General features: G+C 32.7%; 10 protein-coding genes. 5 read left to right on the forward strand and 5 right to left on the reverse strand.

Annotated features, from left to right (window positions below; genetic code table 11):
- Positions 1-168: 168 nt before the first annotated feature.
- The 3 genes from OIU80_RS01985 to OIU80_RS01995 all read left to right on the forward strand — a co-directional run bounded on the left by OIU80_RS01985 (position 169) and on the right by OIU80_RS01995 (position 3,272).
- Complete coding sequence (locus tag OIU80_RS01985; RefSeq protein WP_264285429.1) at positions 169-1,269, forward strand: glycosyltransferase family 9 protein; 1,101 nt, start codon at positions 169-171, stop codon at positions 1,267-1,269.
- Between the two features lie 92 nt (positions 1,270-1,361).
- Positions 1,362-2,834, forward strand: a complete 1,473-nt coding sequence (locus tag OIU80_RS01990; protein ID WP_264285430.1) for a serine hydrolase — start codon at positions 1,362-1,364, stop codon at positions 2,832-2,834.
- A 72-nt stretch (positions 2,835-2,906) separates the two neighbouring features.
- Positions 2,907-3,272: an iron chaperone gene (locus OIU80_RS01995; RefSeq protein ID WP_264285431.1), complete on the forward strand. Its 366-nt coding sequence runs from the start codon at positions 2,907-2,909 to the stop codon at positions 3,270-3,272.
- Positions 3,273-3,326: 54 nt separating this feature from the next.
- On the opposite strand, the gene OIU80_RS02000 is transcribed toward OIU80_RS01995, so the two are convergent.
- Positions 3,327-4,556 carry a C40 family peptidase gene (locus tag OIU80_RS02000; RefSeq protein ID WP_264285432.1) on the reverse strand — a complete coding sequence of 410 codons (1,230 nt, stop codon included), beginning with the start codon at positions 4,554-4,556 and terminating at the stop codon, positions 3,327-3,329.
- A gap of 244 nt (positions 4,557-4,800) precedes the next feature.
- Here OIU80_RS02000 and OIU80_RS02005 point away from each other — a divergent pair, with 244 nt between their 5' ends.
- A complete protein-coding gene (locus tag OIU80_RS02005) occupies positions 4,801-6,180 on the forward strand; it encodes a Kelch repeat-containing protein (protein WP_264285433.1) in 1,380 nt (459 codons plus the stop codon).
- Positions 6,181-6,412: 232 nt separating this feature from the next.
- Here OIU80_RS02005 and OIU80_RS02010 read toward each other — a convergent pair whose 3' ends face one another.
- The 4 genes from OIU80_RS02010 to OIU80_RS02025 all read right to left on the reverse strand — a co-directional run bounded on the left by OIU80_RS02010 (position 6,413) and on the right by OIU80_RS02025 (position 14,327).
- Positions 6,413-8,677 carry an aconitate hydratase gene (locus OIU80_RS02010; RefSeq protein ID WP_264285434.1) on the reverse strand — a complete coding sequence of 755 codons (2,265 nt, stop codon included), beginning with the start codon at positions 8,675-8,677 and terminating at the stop codon, positions 6,413-6,415.
- Positions 8,678-8,806: 129 nt separating this feature from the next.
- Positions 8,807-11,578, reverse strand: a complete 2,772-nt coding sequence (locus OIU80_RS02015) for a bifunctional aconitate hydratase 2/2-methylisocitrate dehydratase (protein WP_264285435.1) — start codon at positions 11,576-11,578, stop codon at positions 8,807-8,809.
- 285 nt (positions 11,579-11,863) lie between these two features.
- Positions 11,864-12,817: an AAA family ATPase gene (locus tag OIU80_RS02020; protein ID WP_230604629.1), complete on the reverse strand. Its 954-nt coding sequence runs from the start codon at positions 12,815-12,817 to the stop codon at positions 11,864-11,866.
- Between the two features lie 79 nt (positions 12,818-12,896).
- Complete coding sequence (locus OIU80_RS02025) at positions 12,897-14,327, reverse strand: peptidylprolyl isomerase (RefSeq protein ID WP_264285436.1); 1,431 nt, start codon at positions 14,325-14,327, stop codon at positions 12,897-12,899.
- Between the two features lie 565 nt (positions 14,328-14,892).
- On the opposite strand from OIU80_RS02025, the gene OIU80_RS02030 reads away from it, so the two are divergent.
- A complete protein-coding gene (locus OIU80_RS02030; RefSeq protein WP_264285437.1) occupies positions 14,893-16,326 on the forward strand; it encodes an alpha-amylase in 1,434 nt (477 codons plus the stop codon).
- Positions 16,327-16,491 lie beyond the last annotated feature (165 nt).

Below are 16,491 nucleotides of genomic sequence, written 5' to 3' on the forward strand. Positions count from 1 at the left end.
GAACAAATTAACTTTACATTAAAGACCCTTCAAAAATAATTTATTGAGTCGTTTAGCAATACCAATTATCAATATGTACTATTAATTTAGCTTTTAGCTCTATTGATTTTTGAGTTACCATTTATTCTTTTTTAACTAAAAATAAGTTTAATCAATAATATTTTTACCATGAAAATCTTAAAAAGCATAAACATAATACGTCGCAATTTAATGCACCGCTTAACCAAAAATGTTGGTAACTCAACACTCAATAAGAAAGGCAACCCAATCTCTAAAACCGAAATTAAAAGAGTATTAATTTCCAGACCAAATGCCCGATTAGGAAACCTTTTATTAATTACTCCACTATTAGAAGAAGTCATAAACACATTCCCTGGGTGCAAAATAGATTTATTCGTAAAAGGAAACTTAGCTCCTATCTTATTCGAAAACTATGATAATGTCAATAAAATAATCCAATTACCTAGAAAACCTTTTAAGAATTTACTTCAATATATTAAAGTCTGGATATCTCTCCGAAAAAAACAATATGACATTGCAATTAATGTCGATAAAAATTCTTCATCTGGAAGACTTTCGGTCAAGTTTTCAAATTCAAAATTCAAATTCTTTGGTGATCCTACTACCGAAGACATTCAATTAAAATATAACGATTATGCGCATATTGCAAAATACCCTGTATATAACTTCAGGAGCTATTTAAGTGCAATCAACATTGCTCCTAACAACACTCCAATTGGTGCTCTAAATCTCAAATTAAGTAGTTCTGAAATTATTGAAGGAAAAAAAACATTAACCAATTTAGTCAATAACGATAAAAAAACACTTTGTATATATACCTATGCAACAGGTGACAAATGTTATTCGGAATTGTGGTGGGGGAAATTCTATAAAAGATTAAAAACCAAATACCCCAACCATAATATTATTGAAATTTTACCTATCGAAAATGTCTCGCAAATAGGTTTTAAAGCCACTCATTTTTATAGTAAAGATATTCGTAAAATCGGCGCATTAATCGCAAACACCGAAGCTTTTATTGGAGCTGATTGCGGAATCATGCACTTAGCAAGTTCCGTACAAACATCTACAATTGGGTTATTTTCTATTAGTGAACAAAAAAAATACGAACCTTACTACAATAATAGTATAGCCATAAACACTAACAAAACTTCTATTTTGCAATCTATCAAAATCATAACATACATGATTAGTCATAACTTATCACTTCGAGTTACCACTACATCAACAATTATAGCTTTATATTAAATAAAGTTCTGGATTTTAGTAACTATATTAAATTTTAATCGTCTATTACTAATATATGCTTATAATATAGTAACCAAAAATCATCAATCATCATGAAAAAAAATTCAAATCACTCTTTATCTAAAGTGCTTATTTTTAGTGTTCTTTTTCAATTCATCTTAGTAAACACAAACTTTGCACAAACCAAGGCCGACAAAATAAATGAACTACTAAGCTTATATTCAAAATACGATCAGTTTACAGGAACTGCACTTGTAACAGAAAATAGCCAGATTATTTACAAAAAAGGCTTTGGATTAGCCAATATGGAATGGGGAATTCCCAACCAACCTAATACAAAATTCAGATTGGGTTCTATTACTAAACAATTCACTGCACTATCAATACTCCAACTAGTTGAACAAGGAAAACTCCAACTAGATGTTCCAATATCTACTTATCTTCCTAACTACTCTAAAACCAATGGCGATAAAATAACTATTCATCAATTACTAACACACACATCAGGCATACCTAATTACACTTCATTTCCTAATTTTTTTCCAGATGTTAGTAGGAACCCCTATACACCAGAAGCTTTTATAAAAACATTCGCCGATTTACCGCTTCAATTCAAACCAGGAGAAAAATTTACTTACAGCAACTCTGGCTATTTTGTATTGGGTTATATAATAGAAAAAGTTACTGGAAAAACATATGAGCAATACCTACAAGAAAACATTTTCACCCCACTTAAAATGACTAATTCTGGATATGATCATCATAGCGTCATTTTAGAAAATAGAGCCACCGGATATGAAAGAAATGGAAAAGCCTATGTAAACTCGCGTTATATAGACATGTCTATTCCTTACGCTGCTGGTTCTCTATATTCGACTGTAGAAGATTTATATTTATGGGATCAAGCCCTTTATACTGAAAAACTTTTATCGACTAAATATAGAGATCTATTATTTGGAAAATATATTCCTGCAGGACCTCCATCTTATTACGGATATGGCTGGTCTATTGAAGATGTTAACATTGGGAAATCAGACGAGAAAGTGCAAATTATCGAACATGGTGGAGGAATAAATGGTTTCAATACATTAATTACCCGAATTCCATCATCTAAAGACCTGATAGTCTTACTAAATAATACTGGCGGAGCTAGCCTTAATGAAATGTGTAAAGCTATAAGAGCAATTTTATATGATAAACCATATGACATGCCTAAAAGATCTAGCGCTTATGCTTTTTTAGATGTTATTAAATCTCAAGGACTAGAGGCGGGATTAGCAAAACTAAAAGAGCTCAACAAATCTGATGAATATGCTATAAAGGAAAACGAAATGAACAGTGCCGGATATCAATTATTACAGTCAGGAAAGACTAAAGAAGCTATAGCTGTTTTTAAAATAAATGTCGATACTTTTCCTCAATCTGGAAATGCATATGACAGCTTAGGTGAAGCTTATTTAAAAGATGGGAATAAAAAACTTGCCATTACAAACTATAAAAAGTCATTACAATTTGATCCAAAAAATGGAAATGCAAAAAAGGTATTAGAAGAAATATCTAAATAACACCTTTAATAAACTTATTAGAACAACCGTAATTTTGTCAAATTGCGGTTTTGTTTTATAAAACAAAAAACTATGACAACTTCAAAACCCAAAAATATTGATGAATACATTACTAATTTCCCATCTGAGATTCAGGAAATACTAGAACAAGTTCGACAGACAATAAAAAAGGCTGCTCCAGATGCTAAAGAAAAACTAAGCTATGCCATTCCTACTTTTACTCTTAATAGAAACTTAGTTCACTTTGCGGCTTTCAAGAATCATATTGGTTTTTATGCAATGCCCTCGGGTAACAAAGCTTTTCAAGAAGAACTATCTGCCTATAAATCAGGAAAAGGTTCAATTCAATTCCCATTAGACAAACCTATCCCCTTGAATTTAATAACTAAGATTGTAAAATTTCGGGTTGAAGAAAATTTAGAAAAAATAAAAAAGTAGTTTTTTTTAACTGAAAAACTTTTAAATAATCTCAAATATATTTTAGAGGATATCTTATTCCAAAACGCGATTAACTTGTGTAAAGTTTCTTTCGTAATATGCCTCTTTTGTAGATGAAACTATAACCCCACGATGAACTGAAGAATGAATAAATTTGATTTCACCATCGTTAGCTTCTATTACCATTCCAACATGATTTATCTGACGTCTCCCATTTGTTTTAAAGAAGATTAGGTCTCCTTTTTTTGCTTCTTCTGAAGCAATTTTAACTCCAACACGAGATTGTTCAATAGAACTTCTAGGTAACTTAATATCAAAACTACCAAATGTTGTTACCATCAAACCTGAACAATCAAAACCTGATCTGGTTGTTCCTCCTGAGCGATAACGCACACCTACATTTTCAGTAGCATTTAAAACCAATTGGTTTAATAAATCTGAATCATGAGTAAACTTTACGTTTGCCGTTGTTGCAGTATCTTTAGTAACTGCCGTTGCTACTGCTGTAGCAGTATTATCTATTGAAGTTTTAGCCTCTTCTTGCACATCTTTCTTCACATAACTACTTGAAGGATGAATTTTCAAAACTGAACCAACTGGTAATTTCTTTTTTATAAATGGATTTTGTTTTTCTAATTCTGCAACTGTAAGTCCAAATTCCTTTGCAATTGCATATTTAGTTTCTTTAGGCAAAACCTCTCGTACAATTTCAGTCTCTATAGCTTTTTCGATTATCTCTGGCTGAGGTGTAGCAACTATTACATTTTCTGTTTCAACCGATTTAGAACCTGCTATTATGATTGGCTTTGCATTTGCCGGAATTATAATTTGCTGTCCTATTTTAAGCCCTTCGCTTTCTAATTTTGGATTGGCTTTTTTTAATTCATCGACTGTAAGTTGGTATTGTTTTGAAATTCCGTACAATGTTTCTTTTGCTAGAATTTCATGAGTAGTAGTTTCTTGATTACTCGTTGTAGTAGTCGAATTATTTGAATTGCTTTTACTACTTGCAATTACTTCTTTTTCTTTTGTCTTCGTTTTTGTTGCTTTATCTTTATTGGCAACATTTTTCTCTGAACTTGGAATTAGCAAAATTGAATTTAGTTTCAATAACTTGCTTGCCTTAGGATTTAAATCCAGAATATCTTTTACTTTTACATTATATCTTTTTGCTATTACGCTAACATTCTCTCCTTTAGAAATTTTATGCTTGATATATTTTTCTTGTGAAAAAACACCAAAACTAAAAAAAAACAATGCTAATACTAATACAAAACTTTTCATTCTTATTCAAATTACATTCGCAGATTCTATTTAATTCATTTAAAAAAATCAAAAAACAACAATCCAATTACTTAAAAAGCTAATTTAACTTTTTAAACTAAAAATCACTAATTTTTAACAACTCTTTATATTCAAATTAACAAATTCCGCATAAAACATAATCGTTCTATATTAATTCAATTATTTTTTACTAAAAAATAGCATTACTTTTAAACAAAGAATAACCTTTTAAAATAAAGTCATCTTGAAAAATTTAATTTTTATTTTCATTCTTTTTCCTGCAATATTAATTGCTCAAAATATAAAAGGCAATGTAATTTCTCAAAAAGACAATCTTCCGATTGAAAACACCAATGTATTTGCATTGTCTAGTAAAGTTGGAACTATAACCGATGAAAATGGTAAGTTTTATTTGAAAGTTCTTCCTGAGTTTAAAGACGATGAAACATTAGAACTTTCTCATATTGGTTACATTACTAAAAATGTTTCCTTAACCTATCTAGCAAAAAATAACTACAAAATTTTTCTTGAAGAAGAGGTACAAAATTTATCAGGTGTTACAATTGCCGCCAATCCTAAATTGAAAACAAAACTTGCTTTTACAGAAATAACTTCTTTAAAACATCCTGTTTATTCATTTGGATCTTTTTTAAAAGACGATAAAATTTATATTAGTGGCGGTGACGCTTATCCTGAAATCGATCACATGGCTAAAGTGCGGGCAAAAATAGCTGCCCCTACCTTTAAGGATTTTTTTAATGAAGGAAAAGGAACAACAAAACGACATTATAAAAAGTATCTTTCTATTTATGATATCAAAACCAACTCTTGGGAATTTCCAGATTTAAAACTACAGGTTAGAGCGTATCATAACCTTCATTTCTATAACAATTTGATTTATATTTTGGGTGGAAAAAAAATGTTCGTAAATGAAGTAAGTAGCTGGGAATATCTACAAGATCAAATTGAAGTTTTAGATATTGAAAAACTTACCATTAAAGTCGATAAGACAAATCCACATCAGGCTGCTGATTTCGCTTCTTTTACTTATAAAGACAATATTATTGTAATGGGAGGTTCTATAAAAGCAACTGAAAGTGGTGTAAAAGATTTTACAGATAAAGTGCATTTGTACAATATTACTTCCGGATATTGGTATGAACTTACGAGCATGCCAACGGCAGAAGAAGCTAACGGAATACTGATAGACGATAAAATTTATCTTATTGGCGGAAACAACGGAAAACCAATATCTAAAATAGAAACCTTTGATTTAGTAACAGAAAAATGGCTAACTGAGGGGGAACTATTTTCAGGATTAGAAAGACCTGCTATTGCTTACAATGAGGATATTATTTATTTTTTTGAGGATGAAAAAATGTATACTTACAATTTTAAATTGAAAGTATTAAAAGAATACGAAATTAACCTCCCCCTGAAATATTCAGCTATGTATTATAACGATAATAAATTATATATTTTAGGCGGACGTATTGACAATAGTTACTCTAAAATACCTTCTGCAAACATTTTTAGCATAGATTTAGATGAATTTAAATTAACAAATCCGAATAAGATTAAAAACTTATCTCAAGAAATAACTCTGGCAAAAACACAGGGTTAGCTTTTTAATGTCAGAGTTATAATGTGTGAAATTATAATACCTGACAGGTAAAAAAACTCTTAGAAGATCTTTATACTATTTTTTTTTTAAAATAAGGTTCTTAGCCCAGATAAAAGCGGCATCCTTTTCTTTTTTCCTTTAAAAAAGAAAAGATATAGCGGATAGCTGGAAATAGCTTCAAATAAAAAACTCCCAAGTTACCTTGAGAGTTTTAGTATAGTTAAAACTTTAATTACGCTTTTCCTGCAGCAATTAAGTTTAATGCTGAACCAGCTACAAACCAGCCAATTTGTCCTGCATTATATGTATGATTTGCTAAGATTATATCTTTAGTTCCATTTGCGTGAACGAATTCTAACGTTAATGGTTTCCCTGGAGCAAAATCTACTAAATCAACGAAATTGATTGTATCATCTTCTAGGATTTTATCATAATCAGCTTCGTTAGCAAATGTCAATCCTAAAAGTCCTTGTTTTTTAAGGTTAGTTTCGTGAATACGAGCAAAAGATTTCACTAATACCGCTTTAACCCCTAAGAAACGTGGCTCCATTGCTGCGTGCTCACGAGAAGAACCTTCCCCATAGTTATGATCTCCCACAACAATAGACGGAACTCCAGCTGCTTTGTATGCACGAGCCACTGCAGGAACTCCATCGTAAACCCCTGTTAATTGATTCTTAACTGAATTTGTTTTTTGGTTGAATGCATTTACAGCACCAATCAACATATTGTTAGAAATATTATCCAAATGTCCACGGAAACGCAACCATGGTCCAGCCATAGAAATGTGATCTGTAGTACATTTTCCGAATGCTTTGATCAACAATTTAGCACCTGTGATATTCTTACCATCCCAAGCATCAAAAGGAGCTAATAATTGCAAACGTTCTGATGTTGGACTTACAGCTACCTGAACTCCTGAACCGTCTTCAGCCGGAACCTGGAATCCTGGATCTTTAACATCAAATCCTTTTGGAGGTAATTCGTCTCCTGTAGGCTCATCTAACATTACCTCTTCTCCATCTTCATTGATTAGAGTATCTGTTAATGGGTTAAAACTTAAGTCACCTGCAATTGCCATAGCTGTTACCAATTCTGGCGAACCTACGAATGCTAACGTATTCGGGTTTCCATCAGCACGTTTTGAAAAATTACGATTAAAAGAGTGAACGATTGTATTTCTTTCTTCTTTCTCTGCTCCTTCTCTATCCCACATACCAATACATGGTCCACAAGCATTAGCAAAAACTGTTGCTCCAATTTTATGGAATGTATCAATAAAACCATCACGCTCGATTGTATAACGAACCACCTCAGAACCTGGAGTAATTGTAAACTGTGATTTTGTTTTTAATTTTTTAGCCGAAACTTGTCTTGCCAAAGATGCTGCACGAGCAATATCTTCATATGATGAATTGGTACATGAACCAATTAAACCAACTTCAATTTTTAATGGCCAGTTATTTTTGATTGCCGCTTCTTTCATTTTAGAAATTGGAGTAGCTAAATCTGGCGTAAAAGGACCGTTTAAGTGAGGTTCTAATTCTGACAAGTTAATTTCGATAACCTGATCAAAATATTGTTCTGGATTTGCATATACTTCTGGATCTCCCGTTAAGTAAGAAGCTACTTTATCTGCAGCATCTGCAACATCGGCTCTATTTGTAGAACGCAGGTAACGACTCATAGAATCATCATATCCAAAAGTTGAAGTTGTAGCTCCAATCTCAGCACCCATATTACAAATAGTACCTTTTCCTGTACATGACATTGAAGTAGCACCTTCTCCAAAATATTCAACAATTGCTCCCGTTCCCCCTTTTACAGTAAGAATACCAGCAACTTTAAGAATAACATCTTTAGGAGCAGTCCATCCTGATAATTTACCAGTTAATTTTACTCCAATTAATTTAGGGAATTTTAATTCCCATGCCATTCCTGACATTACATCTACTGCATCGGCTCCACCAACACCAATAGCTACCATCCCTAATCCACCTGCGTTTACAGTATGTGAATCGGTACCAATCATCATTCCTCCTGGGAAAGCATAATTCTCAAGTACTACTTGGTGAATAATTCCTGCTCCTGGCTTCCAGAAACCAATTCCGTATTTATTAGAAACTGATGAAAGAAAATCAAACACTTCATTACTTTGTGTCTTTGCTCTAGCCAAATCGGTCACAGCATCAACTTTAGCTTGAATTAAGTGATCACAATGTACTGTTGTAGGAACTGCAACTTTTGATTTACCTGCGTGCATAAATTGTAGCAATGCCATTTGTGCAGTTGCATCTTGACAAGCAACACGATCTGGTGCAAAATCAACATAATCAACTCCTCTTCCAAACGCCTTGGTTGGGGTTCCATCCCAAAGGTGATTGTACAAAATTTTCTCCGTTAAAGTAAGTGGACGACCAACAATTTCGCGTGCTTTATCAACACGACTTGGCATGTTGTCATACACTTTTTTAATCATTTCAATATCAAATGCCATAATATACTTGTTTTATTTTTTATTCTTTTTTGAACATGACAAGTTACAAAAAATAGAATAGCTGTAAAAGAAAAAGCCTGAGTTTATCACTCAGGCCTTTTATATATAATCATTTTAACTTATCGTAAATTACATTACTAACAGTTTATGAGAAGGCGCAAACCTAGTCAAACTAATCCCCTCTACTGCCGCTGTATATTCAGCTAGCGTAGGAGTTCTACCAAGAATTGTAGACAAAACTACAACTGGCGTAGAAGAAAGTAATGACTCTCCCTTTTTACCCTCTGTATCTTCCACTACTCTTCCTTGGAAAAGACGTGTAGATGTTGCCATTACAGTATCGCCTTTTGCAGCTTTTTCTTGGTTACCCATACAAAGGTTACATCCCGGACGCTCTAAATACAACATGTTCTCATATTCTGTACGCGCAGCACCTTTAGGAGCACTATCGTTAAATTCAAAACCTGAGTATTTCTGTAAAACTTCCCAGTCACCTTCAGCTTTAAGTTCATCTACGATATTATATGTAGGTGGCGCTACAACTAGTGGCGCTTTGAACTCAACCTTACCGTATTGTTCTTCAATATTTTTAAGCATTTGAGCAAGGATCTTCATATCTCCCTTGTGAACCATACAAGAACCAATAAATCCAAGATCTACTTTTTTCACTCCACCATAAAATGATAATGGTCTGATGGTATCGTGAGTATATCTCTTAGAAACATCTACATTATTCACGTCTGGATCGGCAATCATTGGCTCTATAATCTGATCAAGATCAATAACAACTTCTGCATAATACTTCGCATTTGCATCTGGAGTTAAAGCTGGTTTCTCAGCTGATTTAATTTCTGCAATTCTCTTATCTGCTTTATTAATCAATCCCTGAAGAACTTGTTTTTCATTGTCCATCCCTTTATTGATCATAATCTGGATTCTTCCTTTTGCAATCTCTAATGATTCAATCAAGGTATCATCTTCAGAAATACAAATAGAAGCTTTTGCTTTCATTTCTGCAGTCCAATCTGTAAATGTAAATGCTTGGTCAGCTGTAAGAGTTCCGATGTGAACCTCAATAATTCTACCTTGGAATACGTTCTCTCCTCCAAACTTCTTAAGCATTTGAGATTGTGTAGCATGAACCACATCACGGAAGTCCATATAATCTTTCATCTCTCCCTTAAACGTCACTTTCACAGATTCAGGAATTGGCATTGAAGCCTCTCCTGTAGCAAGTGCAAGAGCAACTGTTCCTGAGTCAGCACCAAAAGCAACACCTTTAGACATTCTTGTATGAGAGTCGCCACCAATAATGATAGCCCACTCATCTATTGTAATATCATTAAGAACTTTGTGAATTACATCCGTCATTGCGTGATAAACTCCTTTCGGGTCACGAGCAGTGATTAAACCGAAATCGTTCATAAATTTCATCAATTTTGGAATATTCGCCTGTGCTTTTTTATCCCAAACTGAAGCTGTATGACAACCTGACTGGTATGCACCATCAACAATTGGCGAAATTACTGTAGCAGCCATAGACTCCAATTCCTGAGCAGTCATAAGACCAGTCGTATCTTGCGAACCTACAATATTAACTTCTACACGAACATCTGAACCCGCATGTAATACTTTACCTGGAGCTATACCAACAGCGTTTTTGTTGAATATTTTCTCTACTGCTGTAAGACCTTGTCCTTCAACAGAAATCTCTTTTGATGGAGCAAATACAAGAGGAGCCTCAATCTCTAAAATTTTCGCTGCTAATGTCTGAAGTTTTTTACCAAATACAATTGCATACGATCCTCCAGCTTTAATAAACTCCATTTTTTGAGGAGTAAACGCCTTAGAAATATCTATTAGCTCTTTGTCTCCATTATAAAGCTTTTTTGTTTTAGTGTTTATAGTAAGCACTGTACCTGTAGCAACTGAATATGCTTCTTCCAGAATTGGCTCATTATTCTCATTACGAATAACATTCCCTTCTGCATCAAGCTTTTTAACCCAGTTTTGAAGATCTAAACCAATACCACCCGTAACATCAACTGTTGTTAAGAAAATCGGAGAAATACCGTTTGTTCCCCCAACGATTGGAGCAATATTAACGAATGGAATATATGGACTTGCTTGTTTTCCTGTCCAAAGAGCCACGTTGTTTACACCTGACATTCTTGACGAACCAACTCCCATCGTACCTTTCTCTGCAATCAACATCACACTTTTATCAGGATGTTGTGCTTGTAGCGCCTTAATTTCTTCCTGTGCTTTAGGAGTAATCATGCATTGACCATGAAGTTCACGGTCAGAACGTGAGTGAGCCTGGTTACCCGGAGATAACAAATCTGTTGAGATATCTCCCTCACCAGCAATAAAAGTAACTACTTTAATTTCCTCTACTACTTCTGGCAGTTTAGTAAAAAACTCTGCCTGCGCATAGCTTTTAATAATTTCTATAGCAATTGGATTACCATTTTTAAATGCTTCTTTTAAACGATCTGTGTCTGCCTCATAAAGGTAAACTTGTGTTTTAAGAACATTTCCGGCTTCTTTTGCAATAGCAGTATCATCACCTAAAGCTAAATCTAGCAATACTTCAATAGAAGGTCCACCCTTCATGTGTGATAACAACTCAAATGCAAAAGCTGGTGTTATTTCTTTCACTTCAGATTCTCCAAGAATAATCTCTTTTAAAAACTTAGCTTTTACACCTGCAGCACTTGTAGTTCCCGGTATAGTGTTATAAATAAAGTGTTTAATCGATTCTTCTCGATACTCGTTATCCAAATCTTTAATTTGTGCAATAATTACGCTTAACAACTCAGCACCATCGATTGGCTTCGGGTGAAGTCCTTGGTCTTTTCGTTCTGCAATTTCTTTAATGTAATCGTTATAAGTATTCATAATCGAAGTATTTTCTAGGTATCTTATTTTTTTGTACGCAAATTTAAAAATTAAAGCCGAGAATTAAAAAAAATATAACAGAAGTCGCCTTTTCAAAAGTTATTATTAAAAAATAACGATTTACATTGCGTAAATTTAGCAAAATTGCATTTTAATGTCAAAATATTAAATTATTAATAATATAAAATCCTTTCTTTGACAAAGTCGAAATCCTTTGTTATAAAGAAAAAGGTTCTTTGCTATGTTTTAAGCAAAGAACCTTTCTAAATAAGCTTTTTTATAACGTTATAGTAGCTTTTGAATTATAATTTCTTCTGTAATTCCTTCGGCATCGGCTTTATAATTTTTAATGATTCGATGTCTCAAAATACCAGTTGCTACAGCTTTTACATCTTCTATATCTGGCGAAAATTTTCCATTGAATGCCGCATGTGCTTTGGCAGCCAAAATTAAATTTTGTGAAGCCCTTGGCCCTGCACCCCAATCTAAATAATTTTTAACAAAATCATTTGTCAAACTATTATCTGGACGGGTTTTACTAACCAAAGTTACCGCATACTCTATCACATTATCTGCCACAGGAATTCGACGGATTAAATGCTGAAAATCGATAATTTCCTGAGCCGTAAACAACGGGTTAATTACGCTTGTATTGTCTGAAGTAGTACGTTTTACAACTTGCACTTCTTCTTCAAAACTTGGATATTCTAATTTTATAGCAAACATAAAACGATCCAATTGCGCTTCTGGCAAAGGATAAGTCCCTTCTTGCTCAATAGGATTTTGTGTTGCTAATACAAAGTAAGGTAAATCTAATTTATGGTTTTCACCAGCTATCGTTACCGAACGTTCCTGCATTGCTTCTAGCAAAGCTGCTTGTGTTTTTGGCGGTGTTCTATTAATCTCATCTGCCAAAATAATATTCGAAAAAACCGGTCCTTTTATAAACTTGAATCGTCTATTTTCATCCAAAATTTCACTTCCTAAAATATCTGATGGCATCAAATCCGGAGTAAATTGAATTCTCTTAAAATCAAGCCCTAAAGCCTGTGATAATGTATTTATCAATAATGTTTTTGCCAATCCTGGAACACCTATTAAAAGAGCATGCCCACCAGAAAAAATGCAAATCAAAATTTGATCTACAACATCATCCTGACCTACAATTATTTTTGCGATTTCAGTTTTTAATTCATTACGTTTTTGGACTAAGTTATGAATTGCAGTTACATCAGACATCTTATGAATGTATTTAAAATTAAAAAGAGTTAGTTCTATGAATTCATAAAACTAACTCTTTTTATTTATTTTATAAAAATTATTTTTTCAACCAATTATTAGTAAAAGCACAATCTCTGTACTCTCCAATGATTTTAATATAAGTTTCTTTTATTTTCTCATCAAACCATTTCGCAATAGCATTGATTTGTTTTTCTTTTAAAGCTAAATCTTTAATCTTGATATAGTCTTTACCGTAATCAGCAATATGCTCTTCGATTCTATTAGTTACAGTAATTAACTTATATGTTTTTTTACCTTTATCATCTGTGTTCAAAATTGGCTGCGAAACATCAGTATCTTTTAAGTTTGAAACCTGAGTATACAATGTAGGGTCCATTTTTGTTAATTCAAAACGAGTATCCTGTGTATTTGGATTAATTAAAGCTCCACCATTTGCACGTGTTTCTTTTTCATCTGAATCTGCTCTTGCTGCTTCGGCAAAAGTAACTTTCTTATCTACTATTTTTTCTCTAATCGCAGTAATTCTTTCTTTTGCCTCTTTTAAAGCATCTTCAGAAACTACTGGAGCAATTAAGATATGTCTTAACTCTACCTCTTGTCCTTTAATTTTATCAATTTTTATGATATGGAATCCAAAAGTAGTTTCAAAAGGAGCTGAAACTTCACCTTCCTGAAGACTAAAAGCAACATCCTTAAATTCTTTTACGAAAGGTGTCTTTCTAGTCATCTTATAATATCCTCCATTCGAACTTGAACCTGGATCTTGTGAATATAAAACGGCTTTAGTTGCAAAGCTGGCACCATCTTCTACATCTTTTTTAATACTATTTAGCCTGTCTATAACTTTTTGTTTGTCTTCTTTAGAAACTTTAGGTTCCACAACAATTTGCGCTACTTCCATCTCTGCACCAAATGTTGGCAATTCATTTGCTGGTATTTTCTTAAAGAAATTACGCACCTCTTCTGGAGTAATCTCTACTCCATCGATAATTTTCTTTTGCATCTCTGATGCTAACTTTTGCTCTTTTAAGATATCAGCAAAATAGGTTCTAAATTCTTCAACAGAATTCTTTTTGTAATACTGAACTACCTTGTTTATATCTCCAATTTGCTGAACCATATAATTCAATCGTTCGTCCATCATACCTTTTACTTCGGCATCACTTACAATAATACTATCCTGAATGGCTTGATGTGCGTATAATTTATCCTCTAGAAGTTTTCCAAGCATTTGACATCTTGAAATATCTTTAACCGATCCTCCCTGACTACTAATCTCTAAATAACTTTTGTCAATATCTGAATCTAAAATAATATAATCACCTACTGTAGCGATAATACCATCAATTTTTTGTTTTTGATTACTTTTAACTACAACTGGTTTTGCGATAACCGTATCTTTAATAATTTCTTGCGCTCTAGTTAGCGGATTGAAAAGAAGCAAAAAACTTATTGTTAATACAAATTGACAATTGATAGTTTTTATTCGTAATTTTTTTAATAGCATTATTTTAAAATTTAATTTAATGTAAAGTAGCTTTATTTTTTTAGCATTATCCGGTTACAAATATAGTAAACCGCGTATTTCAATATATATTTTAAATGTTCAGAAAATAAAAATCTTTACAAATCTAACAAACATTGCTTAATTAACTTATAACGAACAAAAATAACAATTCAATCACATAATACAAGTTTCCTTATTACTATTAACAAAAAATTATATGCAATCAAAAAAAATTTCACATCTAAGAATTAACCACATTTAATTTTTAGAACAATCTGTAAGATCTGTTAAAGTATTTTTTGCTCAAATCTCGATTAACCTCTATCAAAAACCTTTTACAAGCAACTCATTTTAAGCTAAATAACTTAAAGTTTTCAACACTACAACGTTTTCGTTTAAAAATTAAAACCTTCAATTGATTATGCAAATAAGTTTTACTTACATTCGATATGTTATTATTATTATTTGTCCCAAAAATATACAAATAAATTAAACTTCTTATTTATTATTTAATTTATCACAATTAGAATCCCAAAATCTAAAACTAACCTAAATTCTTTTACTTATGAAAAAACAAATTGTAAAGCTTTATTTAATTAGTGCTCTAACAGCTTTTTTTTATTCCTGTAGCTCAAATGAAAATACTGAATCTGAAATTGAAGCCGCCAATTCCAAATTTAAAGTTATAAATGTTACCAATCACGATGGCCGTCCGTTTAGTACAGGAACTTCTACTACAGGAAAATATGTTGCAAATCCGGGTGGCGGAGTAATGATGCAAGCTTTTTATTGGGACGTTCCTTCTGGTGGCAATTGGTGGAATACTATTAATGCTAAAATTACAGATTGGTCAAATGCTGGAATTGGTTCAATTTGGTTACCACCTGTGTCAAAAGCACAAAATGGCGCTTTCTCGATGGGTTATGATCCAACAGATTATTTTGATTTTGGAGATTATAACCAAAATGGTTCTGTAGAAACCCGATTTGGATCAAAAACTGAACTCGTGAGTTTGATTACCAAAGTACATGCTGAAAACATGCAAGTATATGCAGATATTGTAATTAATCATAATAGTGGCGGGCAATCCGAAGCTAATCCGTTTACAGGAACAAATACCTGGACTAATTTTACTGGAGTAGCTTCTGGAAAGTTCCCAAGAACAAGTGCCGATTTCTATAAAAACGCTTACGGAAATAATGACGAAGGCGCCTTTGGAGGATTTCCTGATTTAGCTCATGTAGTTCCAAATGTTCAAAACTGGCTTTGGCTAAGAACTGATGGTGTAGGTAAGTATTATAAAAACACAATGAAATTTGATGGATGGAGATTTGATTACGTAAAGGGATTTGGCGCTTGGGTTGTAAATGCTTGGAATGCTAATGTAGGTGGTTTTTCGGTTGGAGAATTATGGGATTCGAATGTGAACGTATTAAATGACTGGGCAAACAATGCCAATAGTTCTGTTTTTGATTTTGCTTGTTATTACAAAATGAATGATGCGTTTGACGGAAATAATCTAGCATTATTAAATGACGATATGATGTGGAAAAGAAACCCTTATAAAGCTGTTACTTTTGTTACCAATCATGACACTGACGAAATTTCGAATAAATTATTGGCCTACTCCTATATATTAACTCACGAAGGATATCCAACTATTTTTTATAGAGATTACGAAGAATGGCTAGATAAAAATAAATTAAACAATCTTATATGGATCCACAACAATAAGGCCACTGGAACCACTTCTATTTTATACGCTGACAATGATGAATATATTGCCCGTAGAAATGGATATAATGGAAACCCAGGATTAGTAGTGTACATCAACAATTCAACTTCATGGCAGGAAAGATGGATCCAAACCAATTGGACAAATACTCAAATAAAAGATTTTACAGGAAGCTCTAACTGGTATCCTACAACACAAGCTGATCAGTGGGTTAAAATTCAATGTCCACCAAAAGGTTACACAGTTTGGTCGATTAACAATTAATTATTACCTAATGAAATACATTTAATTTTGAGGCTGATTATTTAAATCAGCCTCTTTTTTATTCAAACAATCAAATAATAACAACGAAGTTTATAAACTAAACAGACTTAAATTAAGAAGCTACTATTTTTTTTAAGCCGTAATTAATAGTACTTTTGCAAACTA

Source organism: Flavobacterium frigoritolerans (assembly GCF_025847275.1).
GTDB classification, from domain to species: Bacteria; Bacteroidota; Bacteroidia; order Flavobacteriales; family Flavobacteriaceae; genus Flavobacterium; species Flavobacterium frigoritolerans.